Annotated in this window: 25 protein-coding genes; 2 read left to right on the top strand and 23 right to left on the bottom strand. The window is 27.9% G+C overall.

Features of this window, described 5'->3' with window-relative positions; genetic code table 11:
• The first annotated feature begins 15 nt into the window (after positions 1-15).
• Entirely contained in the window at positions 16-1761 is a 1746-nt protein-coding gene (locus NSA50_RS01495; RefSeq protein ID WP_257442408.1) for an Rqc2 family fibronectin-binding protein, read from the top strand.
• A gap of 143 nt (positions 1762-1904) precedes the next feature.
• Here NSA50_RS01495 and NSA50_RS01490 read toward each other — a convergent pair whose 3' ends face one another.
• The 21 genes from NSA50_RS01490 to ychF all read right to left on the bottom strand — a co-directional run bounded on the left by NSA50_RS01490 (position 1905) and on the right by ychF (position 20992).
• On the bottom strand, positions 1905-3062 hold the full coding sequence (locus tag NSA50_RS01490) for a THUMP domain-containing class I SAM-dependent RNA methyltransferase (RefSeq protein ID WP_195264058.1): 1158 nt from the start codon (positions 3060-3062) through the stop codon (positions 1905-1907).
• Positions 3063-3073: 11 nt separating this feature from the next.
• The gene (gene pyrR, locus NSA50_RS01485; RefSeq protein ID WP_195264057.1) at positions 3074-3613 is read right to left on the bottom strand and encodes a bifunctional pyr operon transcriptional regulator/uracil phosphoribosyltransferase PyrR; all 540 of its coding nucleotides are present in this window, start codon (positions 3611-3613) and stop codon (positions 3074-3076) included.
• An 11-nt stretch (positions 3614-3624) separates the two neighbouring features.
• Positions 3625-4539, bottom strand: coding sequence for an RluA family pseudouridine synthase (locus tag NSA50_RS01480; RefSeq protein ID WP_257442405.1), 915 nt, complete (start codon positions 4537-4539; stop codon positions 3625-3627).
• 135 nt (positions 4540-4674) lie between these two features.
• Positions 4675-5268, bottom strand: a complete 594-nt coding sequence (locus NSA50_RS01475; RefSeq protein WP_195264055.1) for a DivIVA domain-containing protein — start codon at positions 5266-5268, stop codon at positions 4675-4677.
• A 17-nt stretch (positions 5269-5285) separates the two neighbouring features.
• Positions 5286-6056: a YlmH family RNA-binding protein gene (locus NSA50_RS01470; protein ID WP_195428382.1), complete on the bottom strand. Its 771-nt coding sequence runs from the start codon at positions 6054-6056 to the stop codon at positions 5286-5288.
• A complete protein-coding gene (locus tag NSA50_RS19910; protein WP_374940958.1) occupies positions 6056-6274 on the bottom strand; it encodes a YggT family protein in 219 nt (72 codons plus the stop codon). Before NSA50_RS19910 ends, NSA50_RS01470 begins: the two co-directional genes overlap by 1 nt.
• Before the next feature lie 42 nt (positions 6275-6316).
• Complete coding sequence (locus tag NSA50_RS01465) at positions 6317-6769, bottom strand: cell division protein SepF (protein WP_257442401.1); 453 nt, start codon at positions 6767-6769, stop codon at positions 6317-6319.
• Positions 6762-7439 (bottom strand): YggS family pyridoxal phosphate-dependent enzyme, encoded by a 678-nt coding sequence (locus NSA50_RS01460; RefSeq protein ID WP_257442399.1) that lies wholly within the window; start codon positions 7437-7439, stop codon positions 6762-6764. The genes NSA50_RS01465 and NSA50_RS01460 overlap by 8 nt, the downstream gene beginning before the upstream one ends.
• Positions 7440-7532: 93 nt before the next feature.
• Entirely contained in the window at positions 7533-8267 is a 735-nt protein-coding gene (locus tag NSA50_RS01455) for a DUF881 domain-containing protein (RefSeq protein WP_195264051.1), read from the bottom strand.
• Positions 8268-8618 carry a small basic family protein gene (locus NSA50_RS01450; RefSeq protein WP_195264050.1) on the bottom strand — a complete coding sequence of 117 codons (351 nt, stop codon included), beginning with the start codon at positions 8616-8618 and terminating at the stop codon, positions 8268-8270.
• Between the two features lie 14 nt (positions 8619-8632).
• A complete protein-coding gene (locus NSA50_RS01445; RefSeq protein WP_195264049.1) occupies positions 8633-9352 on the bottom strand; it encodes a DUF881 domain-containing protein in 720 nt (239 codons plus the stop codon).
• Between the two features lie 16 nt (positions 9353-9368).
• Positions 9369-10118 carry a cell division protein FtsQ/DivIB gene (locus NSA50_RS01440; protein WP_257442395.1) on the bottom strand — a complete coding sequence of 250 codons (750 nt, stop codon included), beginning with the start codon at positions 10116-10118 and terminating at the stop codon, positions 9369-9371.
• Positions 10119-10469: 351 nt separating this feature from the next.
• Positions 10470-11588 (bottom strand): stage V sporulation protein E, encoded by a 1119-nt coding sequence (spoVE, locus tag NSA50_RS01435; RefSeq protein ID WP_257442393.1) that lies wholly within the window; start codon positions 11586-11588, stop codon positions 10470-10472.
• Between the two features lie 21 nt (positions 11589-11609).
• Entirely contained in the window at positions 11610-12584 is a 975-nt protein-coding gene (mraY, locus tag NSA50_RS01430; RefSeq protein WP_195264046.1) for a phospho-N-acetylmuramoyl-pentapeptide-transferase, read from the bottom strand.
• A gap of 34 nt (positions 12585-12618) precedes the next feature.
• Positions 12619-13980: a UDP-N-acetylmuramoyl-tripeptide--D-alanyl-D-alanine ligase gene (locus NSA50_RS01425; protein ID WP_257442391.1), complete on the bottom strand. Its 1362-nt coding sequence runs from the start codon at positions 13978-13980 to the stop codon at positions 12619-12621.
• A gap of 15 nt (positions 13981-13995) precedes the next feature.
• On the bottom strand, positions 13996-15447 hold the full coding sequence (locus tag NSA50_RS01420; RefSeq protein ID WP_257442389.1) for a UDP-N-acetylmuramoyl-L-alanyl-D-glutamate--2,6-diaminopimelate ligase: 1452 nt from the start codon (positions 15445-15447) through the stop codon (positions 13996-13998).
• A 101-nt stretch (positions 15448-15548) separates the two neighbouring features.
• Complete coding sequence (locus NSA50_RS01415) at positions 15549-17744, bottom strand: stage V sporulation protein D (RefSeq protein ID WP_257442387.1); 2196 nt, start codon at positions 17742-17744, stop codon at positions 15549-15551.
• Positions 17745-17834: 90 nt separating this feature from the next.
• Positions 17835-18272, bottom strand: coding sequence for a cell division protein FtsL (locus NSA50_RS01410; RefSeq protein WP_195264042.1), 438 nt, complete (start codon positions 18270-18272; stop codon positions 17835-17837).
• A gap of 36 nt (positions 18273-18308) precedes the next feature.
• Complete coding sequence (gene rsmH, locus NSA50_RS01405) at positions 18309-19241, bottom strand: 16S rRNA (cytosine(1402)-N(4))-methyltransferase RsmH (RefSeq protein ID WP_195264041.1); 933 nt, start codon at positions 19239-19241, stop codon at positions 18309-18311.
• An 11-nt stretch (positions 19242-19252) separates the two neighbouring features.
• Complete coding sequence (mraZ, locus tag NSA50_RS01400; protein WP_195264040.1) at positions 19253-19681, bottom strand: division/cell wall cluster transcriptional repressor MraZ; 429 nt, start codon at positions 19679-19681, stop codon at positions 19253-19255.
• Between the two features lie 213 nt (positions 19682-19894).
• Entirely contained in the window at positions 19895-20992 is a 1098-nt protein-coding gene (gene ychF / locus NSA50_RS01395) for a redox-regulated ATPase YchF (RefSeq protein WP_195264039.1), read from the bottom strand.
• 394 nt (positions 20993-21386) lie between these two features.
• On the opposite strand from ychF, the gene pdaA reads away from it, so the two are divergent.
• Positions 21387-22169 carry a delta-lactam-biosynthetic de-N-acetylase gene (gene pdaA, locus NSA50_RS01390; protein WP_195264038.1) on the top strand — a complete coding sequence of 261 codons (783 nt, stop codon included), beginning with the start codon at positions 21387-21389 and terminating at the stop codon, positions 22167-22169.
• Positions 22170-22191: 22 nt separating this feature from the next.
• Here pdaA and NSA50_RS01385 read toward each other — a convergent pair whose 3' ends face one another.
• Positions 22192-22845: a cyclodeaminase/cyclohydrolase family protein gene (locus NSA50_RS01385; RefSeq protein WP_257442381.1), complete on the bottom strand. Its 654-nt coding sequence runs from the start codon at positions 22843-22845 to the stop codon at positions 22192-22194.
• 2 nt (positions 22846-22847) lie between these two features.
• Positions 22848-23996 (bottom strand): glycosyltransferase, encoded by a 1149-nt coding sequence (locus NSA50_RS01380; protein ID WP_257442379.1) that lies wholly within the window; start codon positions 23994-23996, stop codon positions 22848-22850.
• Positions 23997-23998: the final 2 nt, after the last annotated feature.

The following is a 23998-nucleotide window of genomic DNA, read 5'->3' as shown; positions in this document are numbered from 1 at the left end:
GAAAGGATGATACTTATGGCTTTGGATGGCATCTACTTATATAGTTTAGTATATGATTTAAAAAAATCAATATTAAACTGTAAAATAGATAAAATTAATCAACCAGAAAAAGATGAAGTAATTTTAACTCTAAGAAAAGATAGACAAAATATAAAATTATTAATTTCAGCTTCTTCTAAGTTTCCTAGAATTCATTTAACTAATATAAGTAAGCCTAACCCCTTACAAGCACCAATGTTTACAATGGTTATGAGAAAATATTTAATTGGTGGTCGAATAACAGACATAACTCAATTAAATGGTGATAGAATTCTTCAATTGCATATTGAGTCTACCGATGAATTAGGATTCGATAGTAAATATATATTAATAGTTGAAATTATGGGAAGGCATAGTAATATAACTCTTGTTAGAGAAAGAGACAATAAAGTTATGGAATGTATTAAGCATATTTCGGCTGATATAAATACTTATAGAGTTTTATATCCTGGTGTAAATTATGTATATCCTCCTAGCTCTAACAAACTAAATCCCTTTGATTTCTCAATTAATGATTTTGATTCATATTTAAATAATAATGATATAAGTATTGATGAAGGAATATTTTCGAAGACATTTACTGGTATAAGTAAATCTCTATCAATAAGTATATATGAAAATTTCCTACAAGATAATAATACCATAAATCAAGAAAATATTTTTAATTTCTTTAAAAATTTTATGATAAATCTAGAAAATAATTTTAATTTTAAGATCTATAAAGATAAAGAAGTTTTCAAGGATTTCCATTGTGTCAAATTAAGTAATTTAGAAAGTGCTTATTCTTCAATATCTTTTGAAAATCCAAGTGAATTGCTTGATGAATTTTTTACAGTAAAAGATAAACAAGATAGATTATTAAATAGATCTACAGATTTGCAAAAATTAATTTCAACTAATATAGATAGATGTAACAATAAAGCTAAGAAATTAAAAAATATTCTTAAAGAATGTGAAGAAAAAGAAACATATAAGATTAATGGTGATTTATTAACCTCATATATATATATGTTAAAAAAAGGATTAAAAGAAATATCCTTATTAAATTTTTATAATGCTGAAGAAGACTATGTAACTATAAAACTGGATGAAAATAAGACACCATCTGAAAATATACAATATCTTTATAAAAAATATAATAAACTAAAAAAATCTGAAGAATCTGCATTAGAACAATTAGAAAAAAATACAGAAGAACTTGAATATCTAAATTCAGTTATGACAAACATATTAAATTGTGAAAGCTATATTGAAATAGATGATATAAAAAAAGAATTAATTGAAACTGGATACTTAAAATTCAAAAATACTAATAAAAATAATAAAAAAGATAAATCATCTAAGCCTATACATTTAATTTCTTCTGATGGAATAGATATTTATATTGGTAAAAATAACATTCAAAATGACTATTTAACATTAAAGTTTGCTAATAAAAACCATACATGGCTCCATACAAAAAATATTCCTGGATCACATGTTATACTTTGTAGCGATAATCCATCTGATATAGCTTTAGAAGAAGCTGGAATACTTGCTTCTTATTATAGTAAAGCTAAAACTTCTACAAAAGTTCCTGTTGATTATACTAAAGTAAAAAACTTAAAGAAACCTAATGGCTCAAAACCCGGTATGGTTATATATCATACTAACTATACTTTATATACAGAACCATCATTCTATAGTAATTTAAAAATTGAAAATAATAAAATAATAAAATAATAAAAAAGAAACCATATCTTGTATTTGCAAATATGGTTTCTTTAATTTAGCCTTCAATAAAAATTTTATACTTAATTAAATGCATCCAATAATTAATAATGTTTTGTTGCTTTTGTAATTTGTAGTATTACTTAAATTAAATATTATATATGATTTATGAGCATATCACCATCATTTTTAATAAGCTCATTATCAAAATATTGGTAGTAATAGCATTTTAATTTACCATTATATAATTTCCTATTTTTACTTGATTTTTTTCCAAATGGCCCTTCAAAGCCTTCATAAGATGTAAGAATATTATAATCCCAATTGAAAAATTTCTTTTTAAAACTTCCAAATGTTTTATATAACTGCTCTACTTCTTTTTTTTCTCCTAATCTTTCTCCATATGGAGGATTAGAAATTATAAATCCATATTTATTACTACTTGAAAAATCCTTAAAATCTCTTCTTTGGAATTCAATATATTTTGAAACTCCTGCCTTTTCAGCATTACTTCTTGCTACTTTAAGAATTCTACCATCTATATCATATCCTATTAACTTAATATCTTTATTTTTAATTGCTCTTTCAGCACCTTCTCTTACTTGTTCAAAAATATCTGAATCCATTGTTGGCCAAGTTTCGCACGTAAAACTTCTACACATTCCAGGTGCAATATTTTGCATAATCATAGCTGCTTCTATAAGGATAGTACCTGAACCACAAAATGGATCAACTAAAACAAAATCTTCCTTCCATCTTGAAATAAGAACCATTGCTGCTGCTAAAGTTTCTTTAAGTGGTGCTGCACCTGCCTCTTCTCTATATCCTCTCTTATGTAATCCTGGTCCTGATGTATCTATAGTTAATGTTACTACATCTTTTAAAATTGATACTTCAATTTTATATAATGGACCACTTTCTTCAAACTGGTTTATTCCATAAGAATTGCTCATGCTATCTACAATAGCTTTTTTTACTATAGATTGACAATCTGGAACGCTATGTAAAGTTGATTTAACAGATTTACCATTAACATGCATTATACCATCTTTAGGTATTATTTCACTCCATTTTATATTTTTTGTACCTTGGAATAGTTCCTCAAAACTTCTTGCTTCAAACTCTCCCATTTTTATTAATATTCTATCTGCAGTTCTTAAATGGATATTAGCTATTGCAATATCCATTTCATCTCCAGTAAAATGAACTTTACCATTTTCAGTTTTTAAATCTTCATAGCCTAAAGCTTTTAATTCTTTTGCTGTAATACCTTCTAAACCAAAGGTAGTAGTTGCAATTAAGTTATATTCCATATTTTTCTCCTCTATTTTCCTTCGTAAATTTTTACTGAATCATTTCCATCGATTTCTGCTATTTCAACTGCTATTATTTCACTCTTAGCCGTAGGAAGATTCTTTCCTACGTAGTCAGCTCTAATTGGTAGTTCTTTATGACCTCTATCTATTAATACAGCAAGTTGAATTTGTTCTGGTCTTCCAGAGTCAATTATAGCATCAATTGCTGCCCTTACTGTTCTACAAGTATATAAAACATCATCTACCAAGATAACCTTTTTACCTATAACCTCTACCCCTAAGTCAATATTATTTACTCTTGGTGTGTCTTTTATCTCTGTAATATCGTCTCTATATAAAGTTATATCTACATAACCAACAGGAACTTTTACTCCTTCAATACTTTCTATATTTTTTGCAATTCTTTCTGCTAAAGGATATCCTCTTCTTTTAATACCTACTAAAACTACGTTTTCTACACCCTTATTTTTTTCTATTATTTCATGAGATATTCTTATTAAGGTTCTTTTAATAGCTTTGTCATCTAGCAAATTTGCTTTTAATTTCATTTAATCCACCTCTATTTTCTTATATTTTCTAATAGTTCTAAATAATATTTAGGTAAGTCTGAATCAAACTCCATATACTCATTACTTCTTGGATGAATAAATCCTAATGTTTTCGCATGCAATACTTGCCCTTGTAATTTAAATTTTTGCTTTTTATTACCATACAAAGGATCTCCTACTAAAGGATGACCAATTGAAGCCATATGCACTCTTATTTGATGTGTCCTTCCAGTTTCTAAAGTACATTTTACTAAAGCAGTTCCATTATTATATTGTTCTAGTACATTATAGTGAGTTACTGCTCTCTTACCATCCTCCACTATAGCCATTTTTAATCTATCTTTCTTATTTCTTCCTATAGACTTATCTACTGTACCTTCTATCTTACTAAACTTACCTTCAACTAAAGCATAATATTCTCTTTTAATAGTATGATCTTTAAATTGTTTAGCTAAATGATTATGTGCATCATCATTTTTTGCAATAACTAATATTCCAGATGTATCTTTGTCTATCCTATGAACTATTCCTGGTCGTATAACTCCATTAATACCTGATAGATCCTTACAGTGATAAAGTAACCCATTTACTAATGTACCACTATAATTCCCTGGAGCTGGATGCACAACTACTCCTTGCGATTTATTTAAAACTATTACATCTTCATCTTCATATATTATGTTAAGATCTATATCCTCCGGTTCAACATCAAGTTCAATTGGTTCTGGCATAATTACAATAATTTCATCTTGGTTTCTCAATTTGTAATTACTCTTGACTTCTTTATTATTTACTAATACAACTCCTGAATCAATTAGTCCTTGTATAAATGATCTTGATTTTCCTTCTATAATATTAGATAAATATTTATCTATTCTAAGTCCTATATTTTCTTCTTCAGTTATTTTAAATATTAATTCATCCATTAATACGAATCTCCACTTTCTTCATAATTGTTAACTCATTATAATTCTTAACACATTATAATACATTAAAACATTACACTCAATAGTTTAAAATTTATTAAAAATAAAAAATCCGTATTAAACGGATTTTATGTATTAGTTTTTAGCGAAAAAGCTCTTTATTTCGTCCATATCCTCAGTATAAACTTCTTCTAATTCCTCTATGTTTTTACTGGATAGTTCTATGCTTTTTTCTACAGCTACTTCTTGTAACGGCTCTGCAATATTATAATTTTTAGTTAAATCTTTTTCTAATTCATCAAAAGTTTCAGTTTGAGCATTCATAAAGTTTCTAAATTTAGCTCTAAACTTTACAAATTCTTGCTTAACTTTCTCATATTCATCATTTATTGAAACTACATCGTTATGAGCCTTATCTAAAATTTTCTTAGCTACATCATTAGCATTTTTCAAAATCATTTCAGATTCTTTTTGAGATGCTTCTCTAGCTTGCTCAGCTGCATTTTGAGCCAATAGCAATGTATTTTGAATAGTATTTTCTATCTTAACATAATGTTCTAATTTTTCATTTACTCTTGATAAATTTTCTTTTAATCTTGAATTTTCTTTATAAAGCTCTTCATAATTTTCTATAATTTCATTTATAAATTCATCAACCTCATCAGTATCGTATCCTCTAAATCCCTTTTTAAATTCTTTGTTACTTATATCCATTGGAGTAAGCTTCATAAAATCACCTCTACACATTATATATATTTTTTAATTACAATTCTCTTTTTACCACTTCTAGTTCCGCCAATAACATCTCCAATTATAAATTTTCCAATTCCTCTAATTGTAATTCTAGTGTCTTTCACAATGTCTTGACTTTTATCTTTTGCTTTTACATAATTTATTAAAACCTTGCCACTATCTATAAGCTCAATAGCTTTTGCTCTTGACAGGTTGGAGAGTTTTGCAACAATACTATCAGCTCGTAAAGAAGAAACATTAATAACTATTTCTTCAAAATTAACAGATGGTATATCACTAATATTATCTATAACCTTTATCTCTATTGGGGATTTCCCAATATGAGATAAATTACTTATTATATAACCACTTATTTCATCTAAAACAGGCAAATATGCCTTATTTTCTTTTACAATTATATCACCTAATTTATTGCGTTCAATTCCTAATGATAAAATTGAACCTAAATAATCCTTATGCTTTAAATTAGAAAAACTTGATTTGTTCTTAATTTCCAATATTTTTATAGGATAATCAACATTGTAATAATTATTAAAACAAATCATTCTTCTTTCACACTCTTCAAAGAAACCATTTGCTTCAAATGTAATTTCATTATTACAACAATAATTTTCAAAAAAGCTCCATATATTAGGTGAATAAAAGCTATTTGTAAAAACAGTTATGTCTTTTTCATAAGCTATCTTATATTTTTCATATATTTTTATAGCATCCTTTGCATCATCTTCATTAAAACTTTTTAATATTGTTTCTTTTTTAAGCATTAAAATAACACCCTAATATAAGATAATAACATAATAGCAAATAGCGGTGAGAAATCAATCATACTATTTCTTAAAAGTTTATCTTGTAAAATCCTAAAAGGTTTTAATATCGGACTATTAAATGATGCAATCAGCCTATAAAAATCATTTTCTCTAATACTTGGTAAAATAGACATTATAACTTCTGCAAAGATAGTTATCTCTAAAACTCTTGTTATTAAATTTATTGCTGCAAATATTATTCCTATTTAAATCTCCTCCTACTTGTTCCAATTAAATAATGCCTTTGAACTAAGTTCATTTTTTAATTCATTTGTAACTTCTACATTTGAAGGTGATAATAAGTAAACCCTTTGTTCAATTTCTTGTAAAGTAGCACCTAAAACATAACAAGATCCACTTATAAAATCTACTAATCTTTGTGCTACTTTTGTTTCTAAAGTAGTAGCATTAACTAAAACTATTTTTCTTGCTTTAATTGCATCTGCGATTTCTCTAGCATCATCATAATTAGTAGGCTTTGTTACCACTACTTTAGCAGTTGATGCAGTATGAATATTTACCACTTTATTTCCTTTTTGCTTTGATATAATTGGCTCAATTTCCTCTTGTACTTCTTCTTCCTCTACTTCAGTATCTTCTAAATCTTCAAAATCATCCTCATATTCACCAAGACCAATTATTTCCCTAAACTTTCCAAACATATTACCCATTCTTCAATCCTCCCACTACATTTCTTTTACCAAATATTCCTTCTCCAACTCTTATCAAGTTAGAACCTTCTTCAATAGCTATTTCATAATCATTTGTCATTCCCATAGATAAAATCTCCATAGAAATATTGTTATATGATTTTTTACTTAAATCATCATATATACTTTTCATTTTCCTAAAATAATATCTATTTTTATCTTCATTTCCTTTTGGAATTATGGCCATTAATCCTTTAATCTTGCAATAATTGCAGATTTTAATTTCATTTATCAAATCATTTAGTTCTTCTTCAAAAATTCCACTTTTACTTTCTTCTTTACCTATATTAATTTGAATTAAAAGATTCGCTATACAATTTTTTTTAGAAAATTCGCTTTCTATCTTTTTTAATAGCTTAATACTTGATAAAGAATGTATTAAGTAAACTTTACCAACTAAATATTTTACTTTATTAGTTTGTAAGCTTCCTATGAAATGCCATCTTATATCTTTTTCAAGAGATTCTTCTTTATCAATAAGTTCTTGGACTTTATTTTCTCCAAAATCTCTTTGACCAGTTTTATACGCAATTTCTATATCTTCTATAGGCTTAGTTTTTGAAACTGCTACTAGTGTGACATCCTTAGGTAAACTTCTTTTTAATTTAATTAAATTTTCTTCTATATCCAAGTCATTTCCTCCTAAAGAAGTTATTTACACATTGTAAATATTCTTCAAAAAAACTTAAATTCCTTCAATTTTAAAATATTTTTTAATAAAATTTTATTTTTCTTCATATCTTTGCATATATCTTGCTTCTACGCTTTGCTTTGTAACAGGAACAATTATCTCATTCCTTACTTCTATTTCTACACTTATCTTTCTTATAAGCAATTTTTGTATAAAACTAGTCTCTGATAATAAATATGCCTTCATTTCTTCTGGATTACCTATAGCATAAATATAAAATGGGGCAGAAACACTTGATTCATCTTCAAATCCTATAGCAGCTGAAAAACAAGCAACTCCAGTATTAGGCAATATCCTATGATCATTTATAGCTATAGCTTCTGCACCCGCATTTTTTAATTCGTTTAGCACCATTGCCATATCTGCATCATGCAATATTTTTCTTGCTATATCTTCATTAGTATCAAATTTAAAATCTATATCTCCATCTTTTATCTTAATCACTAATCCTGATCCTTTAACTGATGCAATTCCACTTAAAGATCCATAATCAACTAGTTGACTTTTCATATCTTCCACTAATTTTTCTTTTTTTTCAGGATCATTTCCTTTATATTTACTTATTTTATATCTATAATCTATATTTTCACTTTTTATGCTTTCTATTTCCTTATATAATTTACTTCTTTCTTCTACTGCATTTTTATATTCTAATGCATTTAAAGAGATGCTTCTTCCTGTATTATTTAAATTAATACTATTTATTATTAAAAATCCTGTTATGATTGTAGCTATTAAAATAAAAAATCCTGACTTTATATTTTTCATTTATTCACCTCGTTTACGAGATTTTAACTTTTCAATTAATAGTCTTCTTATAACTGCAAAGTTATCAAATATTCTACCTCCAAAAACAATAACCGCTGCTATATACATTGGAATTCCAAGTTTATCTCCTAAGTATGCAAGACCTGCTGCTAAAGCTGCATTACCAAAAAAACCAGAAATAAATATATCTGACTTAAAGTTTTTTGATAAAGATGCTCTTACTGCTCCAAAAACAGAATCTAAGCAAGCTAAAATTGCAACAGACATATAGGGAGATAATGTATCTGGTATATTTACGTCTAAAATTAAACCTAAAAGCACACCTATCAATAATCCTATAAATGCTATCATATAATCCCCCTCCTTTAATCCACAGGTCTAATAAATTCACTTTTTAGAGACTGTGTAGTTTTATTTATAATAATTTCATCACTTTCTTTTACTTCACTATTATAATTTTGCAGCGCACCATACTCTAGCACTCCAACAAAAGTTACTGCATTTTTTAAGATTTGTTTATCACCTATGGCCTTTATTACTATCTTATCATTTGGATCTATTTTCCCAGCAGTCCCTACCCAAATCCAATTACCTGAATTTTTAATACCACTTTGAGGAGTAATTATATAGTCATTTACAGATATAGCCTCTGCTTTTGCGAATTTTAAAGAATTAACTATATAAACTATTTCTTCTTCACTAATAATTCTAGTTGAAGTTGAATTATTTGATCCAAATATATTATTTTTAGAAGTTATAGTTATAACTATACCAGGCCCCTTTACATCTAGTAATCCTAAGTTCATTCTTGAACTGTCAAGTTGTTTTTTTATTTCCGCTTCAACTTCGCCTTCCTTAGCTGCTGTTTCTTCTAATTGTTTTAATTCCTCTGACAAGTTATTATTTGATTTAACTAATTCTTCTTTTTCCTTCTTTAAAGCTTCTATCTCAGCATTTATATTTAAATTTTGCGTTGCTATATTACTTTTATTTTTTTCATTCAACAGCTTAAATTGATGTGCAAGCAAAAATCCGAGAAACGCACAAACAATAGCTATAAATATTTGTGATGTAGTTCTTTTCATATAGTTTCCCCCTTATCTAGTTAATTTGCTTTATAACTGCTGGCCCATTAAAACTCATATCAATATAACCTTTTGAAATAACTCCTTGTTCAATAGCATTAAGTGCTAAATTCATTTTATCCGTCAAGTCACTACTATCACCAATCATTATTTCTATATTTCCTATATAACATACTATATTATTTAAATTTTCAATTTCTATTTGAGAAAAAATATACTCTTGTGGCATAACTTCTATTATGTTATAAAATTTTTCTAGGGTATCTAGAATATTTATATTATCTGATATCTTATCTCCAACGGTTTTCCCAGATAAATCAATCCCTGTTAGCTTAATTAAGTTTCTATCATTCATTTTATCTAATTCTTCAACTATTACCCCTTCATTATTAATAGCTTTTATTTTTCCATCACTTTCGAAATAATATGCAATTTTATTTTCTTTTATGTTTATATTTAAAGAATTTATTCCCTTTTTATTAACTTTAATTTCTTTTATATATGGATTTTCTTTTAGCTCTTTTTCTATTTCATTATAATCTATAGTAAATATATTTTGTCCTATATAATATTTCAAGTTTTCTTGTAAGCTCTCATTAGATAATGTAACTAAACCAGTTATATCTATTTTCTTTAAATTAAAAATTGGAGATTTATATATAAATATTATAATACCGACTATAATAACAAATAAACCCAATATTAATCTCTTAATTATTTTATTCCTCTTTTTTCTTCTTATAAACTTATTCGACTTATTATTCATAATTCCCCTACTTTTACATAATATAATGACATACTATAATAATATCACTTTCTGGGTATTTTTTCATTATTATTTTTACTAAATTTAAATTTTTTATAATAATTTAATATTTTTTTAATTATTTTAATAACTGCAAAAAAGTGTATTAATTAGTTTCCTTATTATGTAACTTGAAATTTATCAGTATATAACAAATTAAAACTGTATAAAAGAAGGTATAAAGTCGTATATTGATTTTAAAAGTAGTAAATAATTTATATAACTTATTCTTTAAAACATTATACTTTACTAACTATTAAATAAAAAAAGAGTAAAGATCTTATTAATATCCTACTCTTTTTTATTTAATAGTTATACTTCTTTTCCTTGTACTTGCCTTGATATGTTCAAAAGTATTCCCATTGCCATCATATTTATTACTAGTGATGTTCCACCATAACTAATAAAAGGCATTGGTACACCAGTTACAGGCATTGATCCTGTTACAACCGCAATATTAATAATAGCTTGAACTGCAATTATAGATGTTATTCCTATAGATAAAAGTGTTCCATAAGTATCCTTGGCTTTCATGGCAACTTTAATTCCCCTCCAAACAAAGAATACAAATAATGCAACTATAAATAAACATCCAATTAACCCAAGTTCTTCCCCTATAATAGAGAAAATAAAATCATTATGTGGTTCTGGCATATATAATGTTTTTTGTCTTGACTGTCCAAGACCAAGTCCTGTTATTCCTCCAGCTCCTAATGCATAAAATGATTGAATCAACTGATAACCATCTCCAGCTGGATCTTTCCATGGATTTAAAAAGTTAAGCATTCTTGCTCTTCTATAATCTTCTCCAAATATAAAAAACATAACAGCAACTAATAACACTGGAGCAACTTTCCCAAATAAATCTTGGATTCTCCCACCTGCTACAAATAACATTATAAATGTAACTATCATTATAATAGCTGCTATACTTAAGTTTTTTTCTAATAATATCATACCTGCGAAAAAACCTGCAACTCCTAAATATGGTACTATACCAGTCCAGAATTTTTTAACCCCATCTCCCTTTAAATCTAAGCTCATTGCTAAAAATAAAACTACTACATATTTAGTAAGCTCAGATGGTTGAAAAGATAATGGTCCAAGTTGTATCCATCTCTTTGCCCCATTTACTGCTGGAAAGAAAAATACTGCTACTAATAACGGTATAGTTATAATTAAAAGATGAGGAGTAAATTTTTTCAGCTTATGATAATCTATACTGGCAATAAACACCATAACTACTAACCCAGTAATAGCCCAAATCAGTTGCTTTTTTAAATATAGCATGCTATCGCCCTCTTTAAACATAGCATAATATGAACTTGCTGAATATATCATAATTACCCCTATTGCTAATAATAATATAACAGCATAAAATATACAATAGTCAATTTCGCCCATTCTTACTTTTGGCTTTTTTTCTCTCATAAAACTCCTCCAATCTAGTGATTAAAGGGCTATAAATCCTACAAAGCATAATATTACAGTTACTATAGCAAAGACTGTAACGATTTTCGTTTCACTCCATCCTACTTGCTCAAAATGATGATGAATTGGTGCCATTTTAAATAATCTTTTTCCTCTTAACTTGTATGATGAAACTTGTAAAATTACTGATAAAGTTTCAAATACATATATTCCACCAACAATAAATAATATTAAAGGTAATTCTAAAATCAATGCAATAGTTGCTATTGCACCTCCAATTGCTAAAGATCCAGTGTCACCCATAAACACTTTTGCAGGATATGCATTAAACTTTAAAAATCCTAACAATCCTCCTGCTAATACAATTGAAAATACCGCTAATGATTCATGCTTCATTGTAAATGCTATAACTGCAAAAAATGTTAAAACTAAAACACTAACAGTAGATGCTAATCCATCTAATCCATCTGTTAAATTTACTGCATTTGTCGCACCAGCATAGTATACTATTACAAAAGGAATATAAAGAATTCCAAGTGGAATTTTTGTATCTATAAATGGTATTCTTAAAGCCGTTCCTAAATTAACATATCCATATACTGCAATTGCAGTTGAGAAAATGATTAATAGCAACATTTTTTGCCATGCTTTTAATCCTTCATTTTGTTTCTTTATAATCTTTAGAATATCATCTAAAAATCCTATAAATCCAAAAGCAAGTAATGAATATAGTGCAATCATTGCTTCATCTGTAGGACTAAATCTCATTACCACCATAACTATTGCTGTTGAAATTATAAATATAATTCCCCCTATAGTTGGAGTTCCTGCTTTTTTTAGATGGCTTTGAGGCCCTTCTTTTCTTATATTTTGACCAAACTTTAATCTTCTAAGCATTGGTATAGTTATAGGACCCAGTATTAATGATACTATAAATGCTAATACTAACCCTATTGTTAAGTTAGACGTAAATATGTCTATTATTTTATCCCCCATTGTACCTGCCTATAAAGGCAGTTCACCTCCTTCGTTATATTGAGACTTCTTCTAATGAACTAACTATATCTTCAAACTTCATACCTCTTGAAGCCTTTACTAAAACTACATCATTTTCTTTTATTATAGTATCTAATTTATCTCTACATTCTTCTTTTGTAGTAAAAGTAATGATATTTTCTTCTGTAAATCCTTTTTTAAAACAATCTTTGTATTCTCCTATTGCTATTAATAAATCAACTTTATTTAAAGCATAGTTTCCTACTTCGATATGTGACTTTACAGCTTCTTCACCTAATTCATTCATAGTCCCAAGTATAGCTATTTTTCTTCCTATTTTATAAGTACTAAGTACATCCATTGAAGATTTCATTGAATCCGGGCTAGCATTATAACAATCATTTATAATTGTTATTTTATTTTTCTTAATAACTTGTAGCCTCATTGATGTAGCTTCTAAATTTTTTATACCTTTTTTCATTTCATCAAAAGTAACATTTAATTTTTTAGCTACCCCTATAGCAATCATTGAATTTAATATATTATGCTTCCCCGCCATAGGAATTGTAAATATACTCTCTTCATTTTTATCTTTAACAGTAAATGTTGTTTTATCTTCCTCTAGTATAATATTAAATGCACATACATCATATTCATGATTATAACCAATTTTTAGAATTTCAAAACACTTATCTTTTATTTTTAATAAATTTTCATCTTCTCCATTTATTATAAGAGTGTTTGTTTCATCAAAATAATTAAATATTTCACTCTTAGCTTTTAATATATTTTCTTGAGTTTTTAAATTTTCTATATGAGATAATCCTATATTTGTGATAACTGCTATATCCGGTCTTGCACAATTTGCAAGAACATCTATTTCACCTAAGTTACTCATTCCCATCTCTAAAACAGCTACATCTATGGAATTATCAAGTTCTAAAATCATAAGAGGCAAGCCTATTTGATTGTTGAAATTTCCTTTAGTCTTAAAGACATTGTATTTCTCGCTTAAAAAAGCAGCAATCAAGTCCTTTGTAGATGTTTTTCCACATGATCCAGTAACTCCAACAACTTTTACACCTAGCTTCTTTCTATAATAATGAGCAAGATTTAGTAAAGCTTTCTCAGTATCTTCAACTTTTATTATTGTTTGCAGATTTTGGGTGTTATTTACATCAAATAATATTTCATCAACTATTGATATAGAAGCTCCTTTTGAAAAAGCTTCCACAACAAATTTATTTCCATTAAACCTTTCGCCTTTTATAGCAAAATATATATTGTTCTTTTCTATTTTTCTTGTATCAATACAAACTCTATTGAAATCAGTTTTTCCTTTAACTATTAATTCACCACTCACGGCTTCTAAAAGTTCATTTAAAGATAATTCCAATTCATCCACCTCTAATTATTTCTTCTTACTTATTAAAATTTCATCTACTACTTCTCTTTCATCAAAATGAATTACACCTTCACTTGTGATTTGATAATTTTCATGACCCTTACCAGCTAAAACAACTACATCGCCTTCTTCAGCCATTCCAAGGGCAAGCTTAATTGCTTCCACTCTATTTTCAATCGCTAAATAATTTGATTTTATAATACCTGCAACTATTTCTTTTATAATTGCCATCGGATCTTCTTCTCTAGGATTATCTGATGTAATTATAGCTAAATCTGCAAGTTCTGTTCCAATCCTTCCAAGTTCAGCTCTCTTTACTTTATCTCTATCTCCACCACATCCATATACAGCTATTAATCTATTTTTAGTAAATCCTTTTAATGTTTCTAAAATATTTTTTAATCCATCAGGAGTATGCGCAAAATCTATTATTATGTCATAAGGTATGTCATATTTATAACCTATTCTTTCGCATCTACCTGGTACAACAACATCTAATAAGCCTTTCCTTATTGACTCATTGCTAATTCCTAAAATACTCATTGCGCCTACTGCACCTAAAGCATTATATACATTATATCCTCCTGGTAAAACTGAATTGAATTCTTCTCCATTTATTTTAAAATGTATATCTCCTTCTTTTAACATAAGATCTGATGCTTTAAAGTCACTATTATTTTTTATTGAATAAGTTTTGATTTTCTTATTTTCTAATTTTTCAACATCTTTTAACACTCTATATCCAAAATCATCATCAACATTTATTACGCAAGCTTTACTTCTTTCAAACAATTTAAATTTTGCATTGTAATAATTATCAAAAGATTTATGGAAATCTAAATGATCTCTTGTTAAGTTTGTAAATATTCCAACTTCAAACTCACAACCATAAACTCTATCTAGCTGTAATGAATGTGATGAAACCTCCATAACACAATACTCACAATTCGCATCTACCATATCCTTAAATAATTTTTGAAGTTCTAATGATTCAGGAGTAGTTCTTTCAGATTTAAGCTTATTTTCTCCAATATAATTAGCTATTGTTCCAACAAGACCTACTTTCTTCCCTGCTTTCTCAAGCATTGATTTTAGTAAATATACTGTTGTAGTTTTACCATTTGTACCTGTAACACCTATTAATTTTAAAGCTTTTGTTGGATGACCATAATAATTTGCTGACATCGTAGCAAGCGCTTTTCTTCCTTCCTCAACAAGAACAACTGTTATATCTTTACTTTTTATATCTATTTTTTTCTCACAAAGTATTACTTTTGCCCCTGCTTCTATAGCTTTATTTGCATAATTATGTCCATCAACTTCGAAACCCGTAAGACATACGAATAAGTCACCTTCATTTACTTTTCTACTATCATATTGAATGTGATCTACTTCTTTTTCTACTGTTCCTTCTAATAATTTATAATCTACTCCCTTTAATAAATCTAATAACTTCATTTCACCATCTCCTTAATATTCTAAAAAGAACTCCCTATGTCTTTTGTATAAAAATTTAGCATGTGAGTGTCCCACATGCTAATGTAAAGGGATATTCTAAATTAATCTCCATATTCTTCGTTTAATACAAGTTTTACATTCGTTCCTTTTATTATCATTTCACCCTTTGGAATACTTTGCTTAACTATTGCACCTTCACCTTCAAATGTATAATTTATGCCTAAATCATTTAAGATTTTAGATGCAGACTCTAAGGAGTACCCCCTTAAATCAGGCATAACGACATTTTTATTATAAGACTCTGAGTCTCCTGTGTCTATATTAATCTTAGAATTTTCTTTAACTGTGTATCCTGGATAAGGCTTCACACTTGTTATTATAGACCCATTTCCTTCGATATTATACTCTAAATTATATTCTTTTAATATTTTTTTTGCTTCTTCTATTTTAAGTCCTCTTATTTCAGGAATAACTACATCTTTAACAATACTATCTATATCATCCTTTGATATTTCTGAGTTCATATAATTAAATATATCTGTAAATAATTCATTAGCAAGTGGAGCTACTATTTGTCCTGCATAATAAGTCCCTGTCCCAGGTTCATCTATAGAAATAAACACTGAAATTTGTGGATCATCAGCTGGTGCAAATCCTGCTAAGGAAGATATATATTTACCTGATTCATATCCACCACCATTTGGATTAACTTTTTGAGCTGTTCCTGTTTTAGCCGCAATATGATATCCTTCAACGTAAGCCTTGCTTGAACCTCCATATGAAACTACTCTTTCTAAATAATCTCTTAAAATAACAGTATTTTCTTCACTTAAAACTTCTGTTACTTTTGGTTCAAATGTTTTATCAACAACGACATTTCCATTTTCATCTTTAGAAGCAACTTCCTTCATTATATGAGGTTGGATTAACTTTCCACCATTTACAATACTATTGAATGCTGTCATATATTGAATTGCATTTACTGTGTTTGTTTGACCAAATGAAATTGTTGCAAGATCAGCTTCATTAATATTTTCTGTTTTCTTAACAATTCCCTTTGCTTCTCCTGGTAAGTCAACTCCACTAACTTTACCAAAGCCTAATTTAGCTATATACTCATTTAACTTTTCTTTTCCTATTCTTTTACCAATTTCCATAAATCCAACGTTACATGAGTTTTGAAGTATTTCTGGTAGTATTTGTGTTCCATGACCTGACGTTTTCCAACATTTTATAGTATGAGGACCAACCTTTAAACTTCCGTTACAAGTAAATGTATCTGACTCCTTAACAAGACCTTCTTCCAAGTTTCCAATCATAGTTACAACTTTAAAAATTGATCCTGGTTCAAAAGTATCATTTACTAAATGATTTCTCCACATTTTTTGAACTTTTTCCCCTGTAGTTGAACCTTCATAATTTTCTGCGCCTTCATATGGATTATTTGGATCAAAATCAGGTTTATTTACCATTGCTAATATTTCACCATTATTAGGATTCATTATAATTATAGAAACTTGTTTTGCCTGGTTATCTTTATAACCTTTTTCAGCTATTTTCTCCGCAAAAGACTGCAAATTAGCATCTATTGTTAATGTAACATCCTTTCCATCTACTGGAGCTGTAAATTTGGATATTGTATATGGTAATTCATCATTATACTTATCTAATTCTGAAATACGAAGTCCTGGAGTACCTGATAAATAATCATTATACTGTAACTCTACCCCAGTTAAACCTTGACCATCAATATTAGTACTACCTAAAACATGGGCCAAAAAGTTTCCATTTGGATAATACCTTTTTGTATCTGGAGATACTATTACTCCTGGTATGTTTAAATCTTTAACTTTATCTGCCTGTTCTTTTTCTATTCTTCTAACTAATGTTGCTGCACCAGCATTAGCCCCACTTGGTAGCTTTGTATTTAGCTTTTTTAAAACTTTTTCTACATCCATTTCTAAGGCTTCTGATATTTTAGGAGCTATGGAATCATTCGTTAAATTTTCTTTCCTTAAATGTGATCTTATTGAATTTAAGTCAAAATCTACTCTATAAACATTTGCAGATACTGCAAGTTCTACCCCATTCCTATCAAGTATTCTGCCTCTTCTCGCATCAATTTTAACTTCACTTGTCCACTGTTCTTCAGCTCTTGCTGAATAATCTCCTCTTTTAACTATCATTATGTAGGAGAGTCTAATTATTAAAAGAGCAAATAAACACGTTAATGCGGTAAGCGCTAATGATATTCTTTTTTTCATTAGCGCTTTATCTCTATAATTCTTCTTATTCACATCAATGCCTCCATGTAATTTTTTAAAAACATGTCGAGTGTAAACTTAACACTCTTTATCTTGGCAAGTGTACTATTTTATAACTTATGTTTATTCCCCTAAGTTAGCAAAAAAGTTTTTAGTTAAATCCACTTCTACTGAATCATTTTTTTCAGGAATTTTCATTCCTGATTTATTTGCTATATCTTTTATATCTGCTAGTGATGAATATCTTAGTAAGTTTACCCTCAATGCTTCTCCTTCCGCAGTAACAGTCTTTATTTCACTTTTTACTTTTGAAAGATCATTTTGCATTCTATAAACTTTGCCATCTCTTGCAATAGTACTAACACCTAATATTAAAGCAATACAAGATACTTGTAATATACTTTTTACAATAGCCTTCTTTGCTGCCTTTTCTTTTCTTTGTAGCTCTCTTTGTTTTCTTTCTTGTTTTTCTCTCTCTATTCTTTTGTCTATCTCATTATACTTTCTCTTTGGAGTTGTTACTGTATTACCCCTTATATAATCATATTCTCTATCAACCATTTTATTACATCCCCCATACATTTTACTTAACTTTTTTTAAATTCTCTCTATAACCCTTAATTTAGCACTTCTACTTCTTGGATTTTCCTCTACTTCTTCTTTTGTGGGTTCAATAGCCTTTCTACTAATTAATTTAACTTTTGCTTTCCCACCACAAACACAAATTGGAAACTCTTTTGGACAAGTACACGATGTTGCTAATTCCTTAAATTTTAGTTTAACTATTCTATCCTCTAAAGAATGGAAAGTTATTATAGCCATTCTTCCACCTTTGTTTAATCTATTTACACCATCTTCAATGGCCTTATTTAGTATAGATAATTCACTATTTACTTCTATTCTAATAGCTTGAAAAGTTCTTTTTGCCGGATGCGGCCCTTCTCTTCTAGCCTTAGCAGGTATAGCAGCTTTAATTATTTCCACTAACTCTAAGGTAGTTTCTATCGGTTTATTTTCTCTATTTTCTACTATAAATCTTGCAATCCTTTTAGCAAACTTTTCTTCACCATAATCTCTAATTATTCTATAAATTTCTTCTTCAGCATACTCATTTACAACTTCATATGCAGATAAAGAGTTTTCTCTATTCATTCTCATATCTAAAGGTGCATCTTGCATATAGCTAAATCCTCTATCACCCTCATCTAGTTGATAAGATGACACACCAAGGTCCATCAGCATTCCATCTATTTTTTCAATTTCTAAATTATTCAAAATAGAATCAATATTATAAAAATTACTATGAACAAACTTTACATTTTTATAGTTTTGTAGCCTTTCTCCTGCTGCTTTAAGTGCATCTTTGTCCTGATCTACCCCAATTAAAGTTCCATTCTCAGATAACTTTTTTAATATTTCTAAAGAATGACCTCCACCACCAAGTGTTCCATCAACATATATTCCATCTTCTTTGATATTTAATCCCTCTATGCACTCATTTAAAAGTACCGATACATGTTTAAATTCCATAATACTACTCCTTATATTCCTAAATCGCTCATTTTTTCAGCAATAGAATCAAAATCTATATCTGATTCATTATATTCTTGCCATTTTTCTTTGCTCCAGATTTCAACTCTAGTTAATACTCCTATACTTACTATTTCCTTTTCTATACATGCATATTCCTTTAAATTTTGAGGAATTAAGCCTCTTCCTTGTTTATCAACTTCAACTTCACAGGCTCCTGAAAAAAAGAATCTAACAAATGCTCTTGCATCTTTATTTGTAAGTGGTAAAGATTTCAATTTAACTTCTAGAGCTCTCCATTCTTCCATTGGATATGCGTAAAGACATCCATCTAAGCCTTTAGTAATAACAAAATTACTACCTAACCCCTCTCTTAGTTTTACAGGGACTATCATTCTATTTTTAGCATCTATTGCATGTTGATATTCTCCTATAAACATCTTTACACCTACCTCATAATAATATATCCGCTCCACTTTCAACCACTTTTAACCACTTTATAATACTATTTTATAGAATTTAAACCAATTCTTCAAGGCTTATTTGATTTTTTAAGAATTTATTTTACATAATTAATAAAAAGTTATAATTTTTGTAATTATTAGTTTGAAAATAAAAAAGGCTGATACAAAATCAGCCTTTTTAAGAAGTAGCTATACATTAAATCTAAAGTTTACTACATCTCCATCTTTCATAACATATTCTTTACCTTCTAATCTGTAAAGTCCCTTTTCCTTAGCTGCTGCTTCTGAACCACATTCTACTAAATCATTATATGATACTATTTCTGCTCTAATAAATCCTCTTTCTATATCTGAATGTATCTTACCAGCTGCTTGTGGTGCTTTTGTTCCTTCTTTTATAGTCCAAGCTCTTACTTCTTGAACTCCTGCTGTTAAATAACTTATTAAACCTAATAATTTATAACTAGCTCTTATAAGTTTATCTAATCCTGATTCTGTTAAGCCATATTCACTTAACATTTCTTGTTTTTCTTCTTCTTCTAATCCTGATAGTTCTTCTTCTAGTTTTGCACAAACAACAACAACTTCTGAATTTTCACTTTCTGCATGTGCTCTTACTTTTTGAACATACTCATTATTTGTGTTACCTTCCATCATATCATCTTCTGATATATTGCATGCATAAAGAACTGGCTTTGAAGTTATTAAGAATAATCCTTTTATTAATTCTTCTTCCTCTTCTGTTACTTCTAATGTTCTTATAGGTAAGTTTTTCTCTAAATGAGCCTTAACTTTTTCCATTAAAGCATATTCTTCCTTAGCTTTTTTATCTCCAGATCTAACTTGTTTAATTGATCTTTCCATTCTTCTTTCTAAAACTTCTAAATCAGCAAATATAAGTTCTAAGTTTATAGTTTCTATATCTCTTATTGGATCAACTGACCCTTCAACGTGTACAACATTTCCATCGTCAAAACATCTTACAACATGAACTATTGCAGAAACCTCTCTTATATGAGATAAAAATTTATTTCCTAATCCTTCACCTTTAGAAGCACCTTTTACAAGTCCTGCTATATCATAAAATTCAACTGCAGTATAAACCTTCTTTTTAGTATTATACATTTTTTCTAAAACATCTAATCTTTTATCTGGTACACTAACTACTCCAACATTGGGCTCTATAGTACAAAAAGGATAGTTTGCTGACTCTGCTCCAGCTTTTGTAATTGCATTAAATAAAGTACTTTTACCTACGTTTGGTAAACCAACTATTCCTAAATTCATCTATGTACATTCCTTTCTTCTCTTAAATCATATCCTTAAAATTATACTCTACAATATTAATTATTTCAATATATATAAGTTTTAATATAAATTTAGAATTTAATAAAAACGAATATTGATTAGTATTATATAAATTGTAAAAAAGCTTTCATTCTCTCATTTTTTTCGTAAAATATTATTTTTTCTCAAAATTCTACCTTCTGAAATAATGCTAATTATGTAGTTTATTAACTAAAGATATATGAACGGTAATTAATAGCATTTATACATTGTATTTCTATGTGTAAAAGATTTATTTTAGATAAAAATAAATTTATATAAGTTGCAACTAAAAATTCTATTTTTATTGACAACTTATAGAAATAGATATTATTTATACAAAGGTGGTGAACTAATGAAAAAAATAAATATTTTTGCTACTTTTATACTATCTTTAATTATTATCTTTACTTCATCTTTTATACCTGTTAATGCTCTAGCCTCTGATGATTTAGAGCTAAATTGGTATTTTGTAAACAGAGAAAAAGGTAAAACCCCAGAACCGCCTAAAGAGTCTGCTGATTTTTTCAACGACTTTGGAGCCTATTATGTAGGTGATACAAATTCAAAAGTACTATATTTAACTTTTGATGAAGGCTATGAAAATGGCAATACTCCTAAAATCTTAGATATTTTAAAAGATGAACAAGTTCCTGCTGCATTTTTTGTAGTTAAGCCTTACATAAAGGAGCAACCTGAAATAGTTAAAAGGATGGTAGATGAAGGACATTTAGTTTGTAACCATACTTCGCATCATCCATCTATGGCTAGTATTTTAGATAATGAAAAATTCAAAAAAGAATTCACTGATGTAGAAGAAGAATTTAAAACATTAACTTCACAAGACATGCCAAAATTCTTTAGACCTCCGATGGGAAAGTATTCTAAAAATTCTTTAAAGAAAACTCAAGATTTAGGATATAAAACAATTTTTTGGAGTTTTGCTTATAAAGATTGGCTTGTCGATAATCAGCCTGAAGAATCTGCTGCAGTAAAAAAGATAGTAAATGGAGCTCATCCAGGTTCTATAATGTTATTACACGCAGTATCTGATACAAATACCAAAATATTAAAAACTGTAATTCAAGAACTTAAAGCTCAAGGATATGAATTTAAATCTTTAAATGAATTACCCTAAAAAAATATAGTCTCTTTTGAGACTATATTTTTTTAGGGTATATCATATTTTCGACTTCATTCATTAAGTTAGACTTTTTAATATAAGAAGCATTAAGTATATTCTTACATTTATTTTCTATTTCCTCACAATTTTTTTCTTCTCTTAAGAAATTTAAATTAACTTTTACATTAATTATTGAACTTTCTATTGCTGAATGTAATAAAACAGTTGCAACACCAGCATCAGAAATCAAATTTTTATTACCATATTTAATTGCAAATTCAATATTATCATAAAACTTAATACACTCTTCTGCTAATAATAGTGGTGTCTCCATTGCTTTAATGGTGTTTTCTTTAATTTTCTCTTTCCTTATTATAATCTCTTCTTCATTATCTTTAGATAATTTATAGCTATCCATTAAACTTAAAAAATCATTTCTATCTTGTTCCATGAAATTTTGGTTTTTTTTAGTAAACTCTTTAGCTTCTTCTTGCAGTTTAATCATCTTATTTTTTTCATTATCACTTAGTTTTTCAAAAACCTTTTTGCCTATTGTTAATGAATAAACCATAGAATTTAAACTACTAGATAAAGCTGCAACTAATGCAGCAGTACTTCCACCTCCTGGAGAAGGCGCATCTGAAGATAATTCTAATATAAATTTATCTATATTATAATCTTTAAACAACATAATTAACCTCTCTTTTCTAATACTAAATCATAAATCTCTAGTATTTCATTTGTTATTTTTTCTTTAGAAAATTTTGATATACAATCTCTTCTTATATCTTCTGCATTATAGGAATTAATATTTTTCATTATATATTTCATTGCATTTCCTAATTCATCAACATCGTCAACTTTAACAATTAATCCATTTTTAGAATTTATAATATCCTCAGCGCCACCATTATAAGTTCCTATTATAGCTTTTCCTGATGCTAAGGCTTCAATATAAACAACTCCAAATGTTTCATATTTTGATGCTAAAACAAACGAATCACATTTACTCATATAATGTGAAACTTCTTTTCTAGATAAGGCTCCCAAAAACTCCACTTGATTTTTTACTTTTAAATCCTCGCAGAGCTTAATTAAAAACTCCTTTTGACTTCCATCACCACCTATTAAAAGCTTAGAGTCAATCCCTTTGAAGTATTTAGCATATGACCTTATAAGAGTATCCATACCTTTTTCACCTTCTAAAAATGCTAATGAAAAGAAAGTGAAATTACTATTTTTATTTTTACTTAAATAGAAATTCTCTATAGGTATTAGGTTATGTATAACCTTTATATCTTTTCTTCCACAAAATTTTGATATTTCTTTCTTTAATCCATTACCAACAGCAATTAATTGATCCGCTTCCAAATAAGATTCTTTTATTAAAGGTTTGTAACTTTCTTTTATATACACTGCTTTTTCTAAAGAAGAATGCTCAGTAATTATTAATGGTATATTATACTTTTTGGAAATATAATTCGCACTTATCCCTGCCCAAAATGAAGATTGACAATGTATTAAATCTACTTTACCTTCTTTTTTTACTATTTCCTTATATAACTTTTCTAATCTCATATTAAATACTTTAAACATCAGAGGATTTTTAGGAAGGTAATTGAAATTTTTATATCTATATGTTTTTAAGCCTTCTTCAACATCATAACTTAATCCCATTTTTTCTTTTACCTTAAAAGCTAATGTTAATGGCCAAATTTCGTTATAAGCAATAGTAATTTTTATTCCACGCCCTTGAAGTGCTAACGCTTGTTCTTTAAAAAAACTTCCATGCACGGGGTTTCTTTTATTATGATACCAGGATGGTATAAACATAACGTGCATAA

The sequence above is a fragment of the Clostridium mucosae genome, from assembly GCF_024622765.1.
Classification (GTDB): Bacteria; Bacillota; Clostridia; order Clostridiales; family Clostridiaceae; genus Clostridium.
The sequence above is the reverse complement of the archived record's forward strand: the minus strand, read 5'-3'. Positions and strand labels throughout refer to the sequence as shown.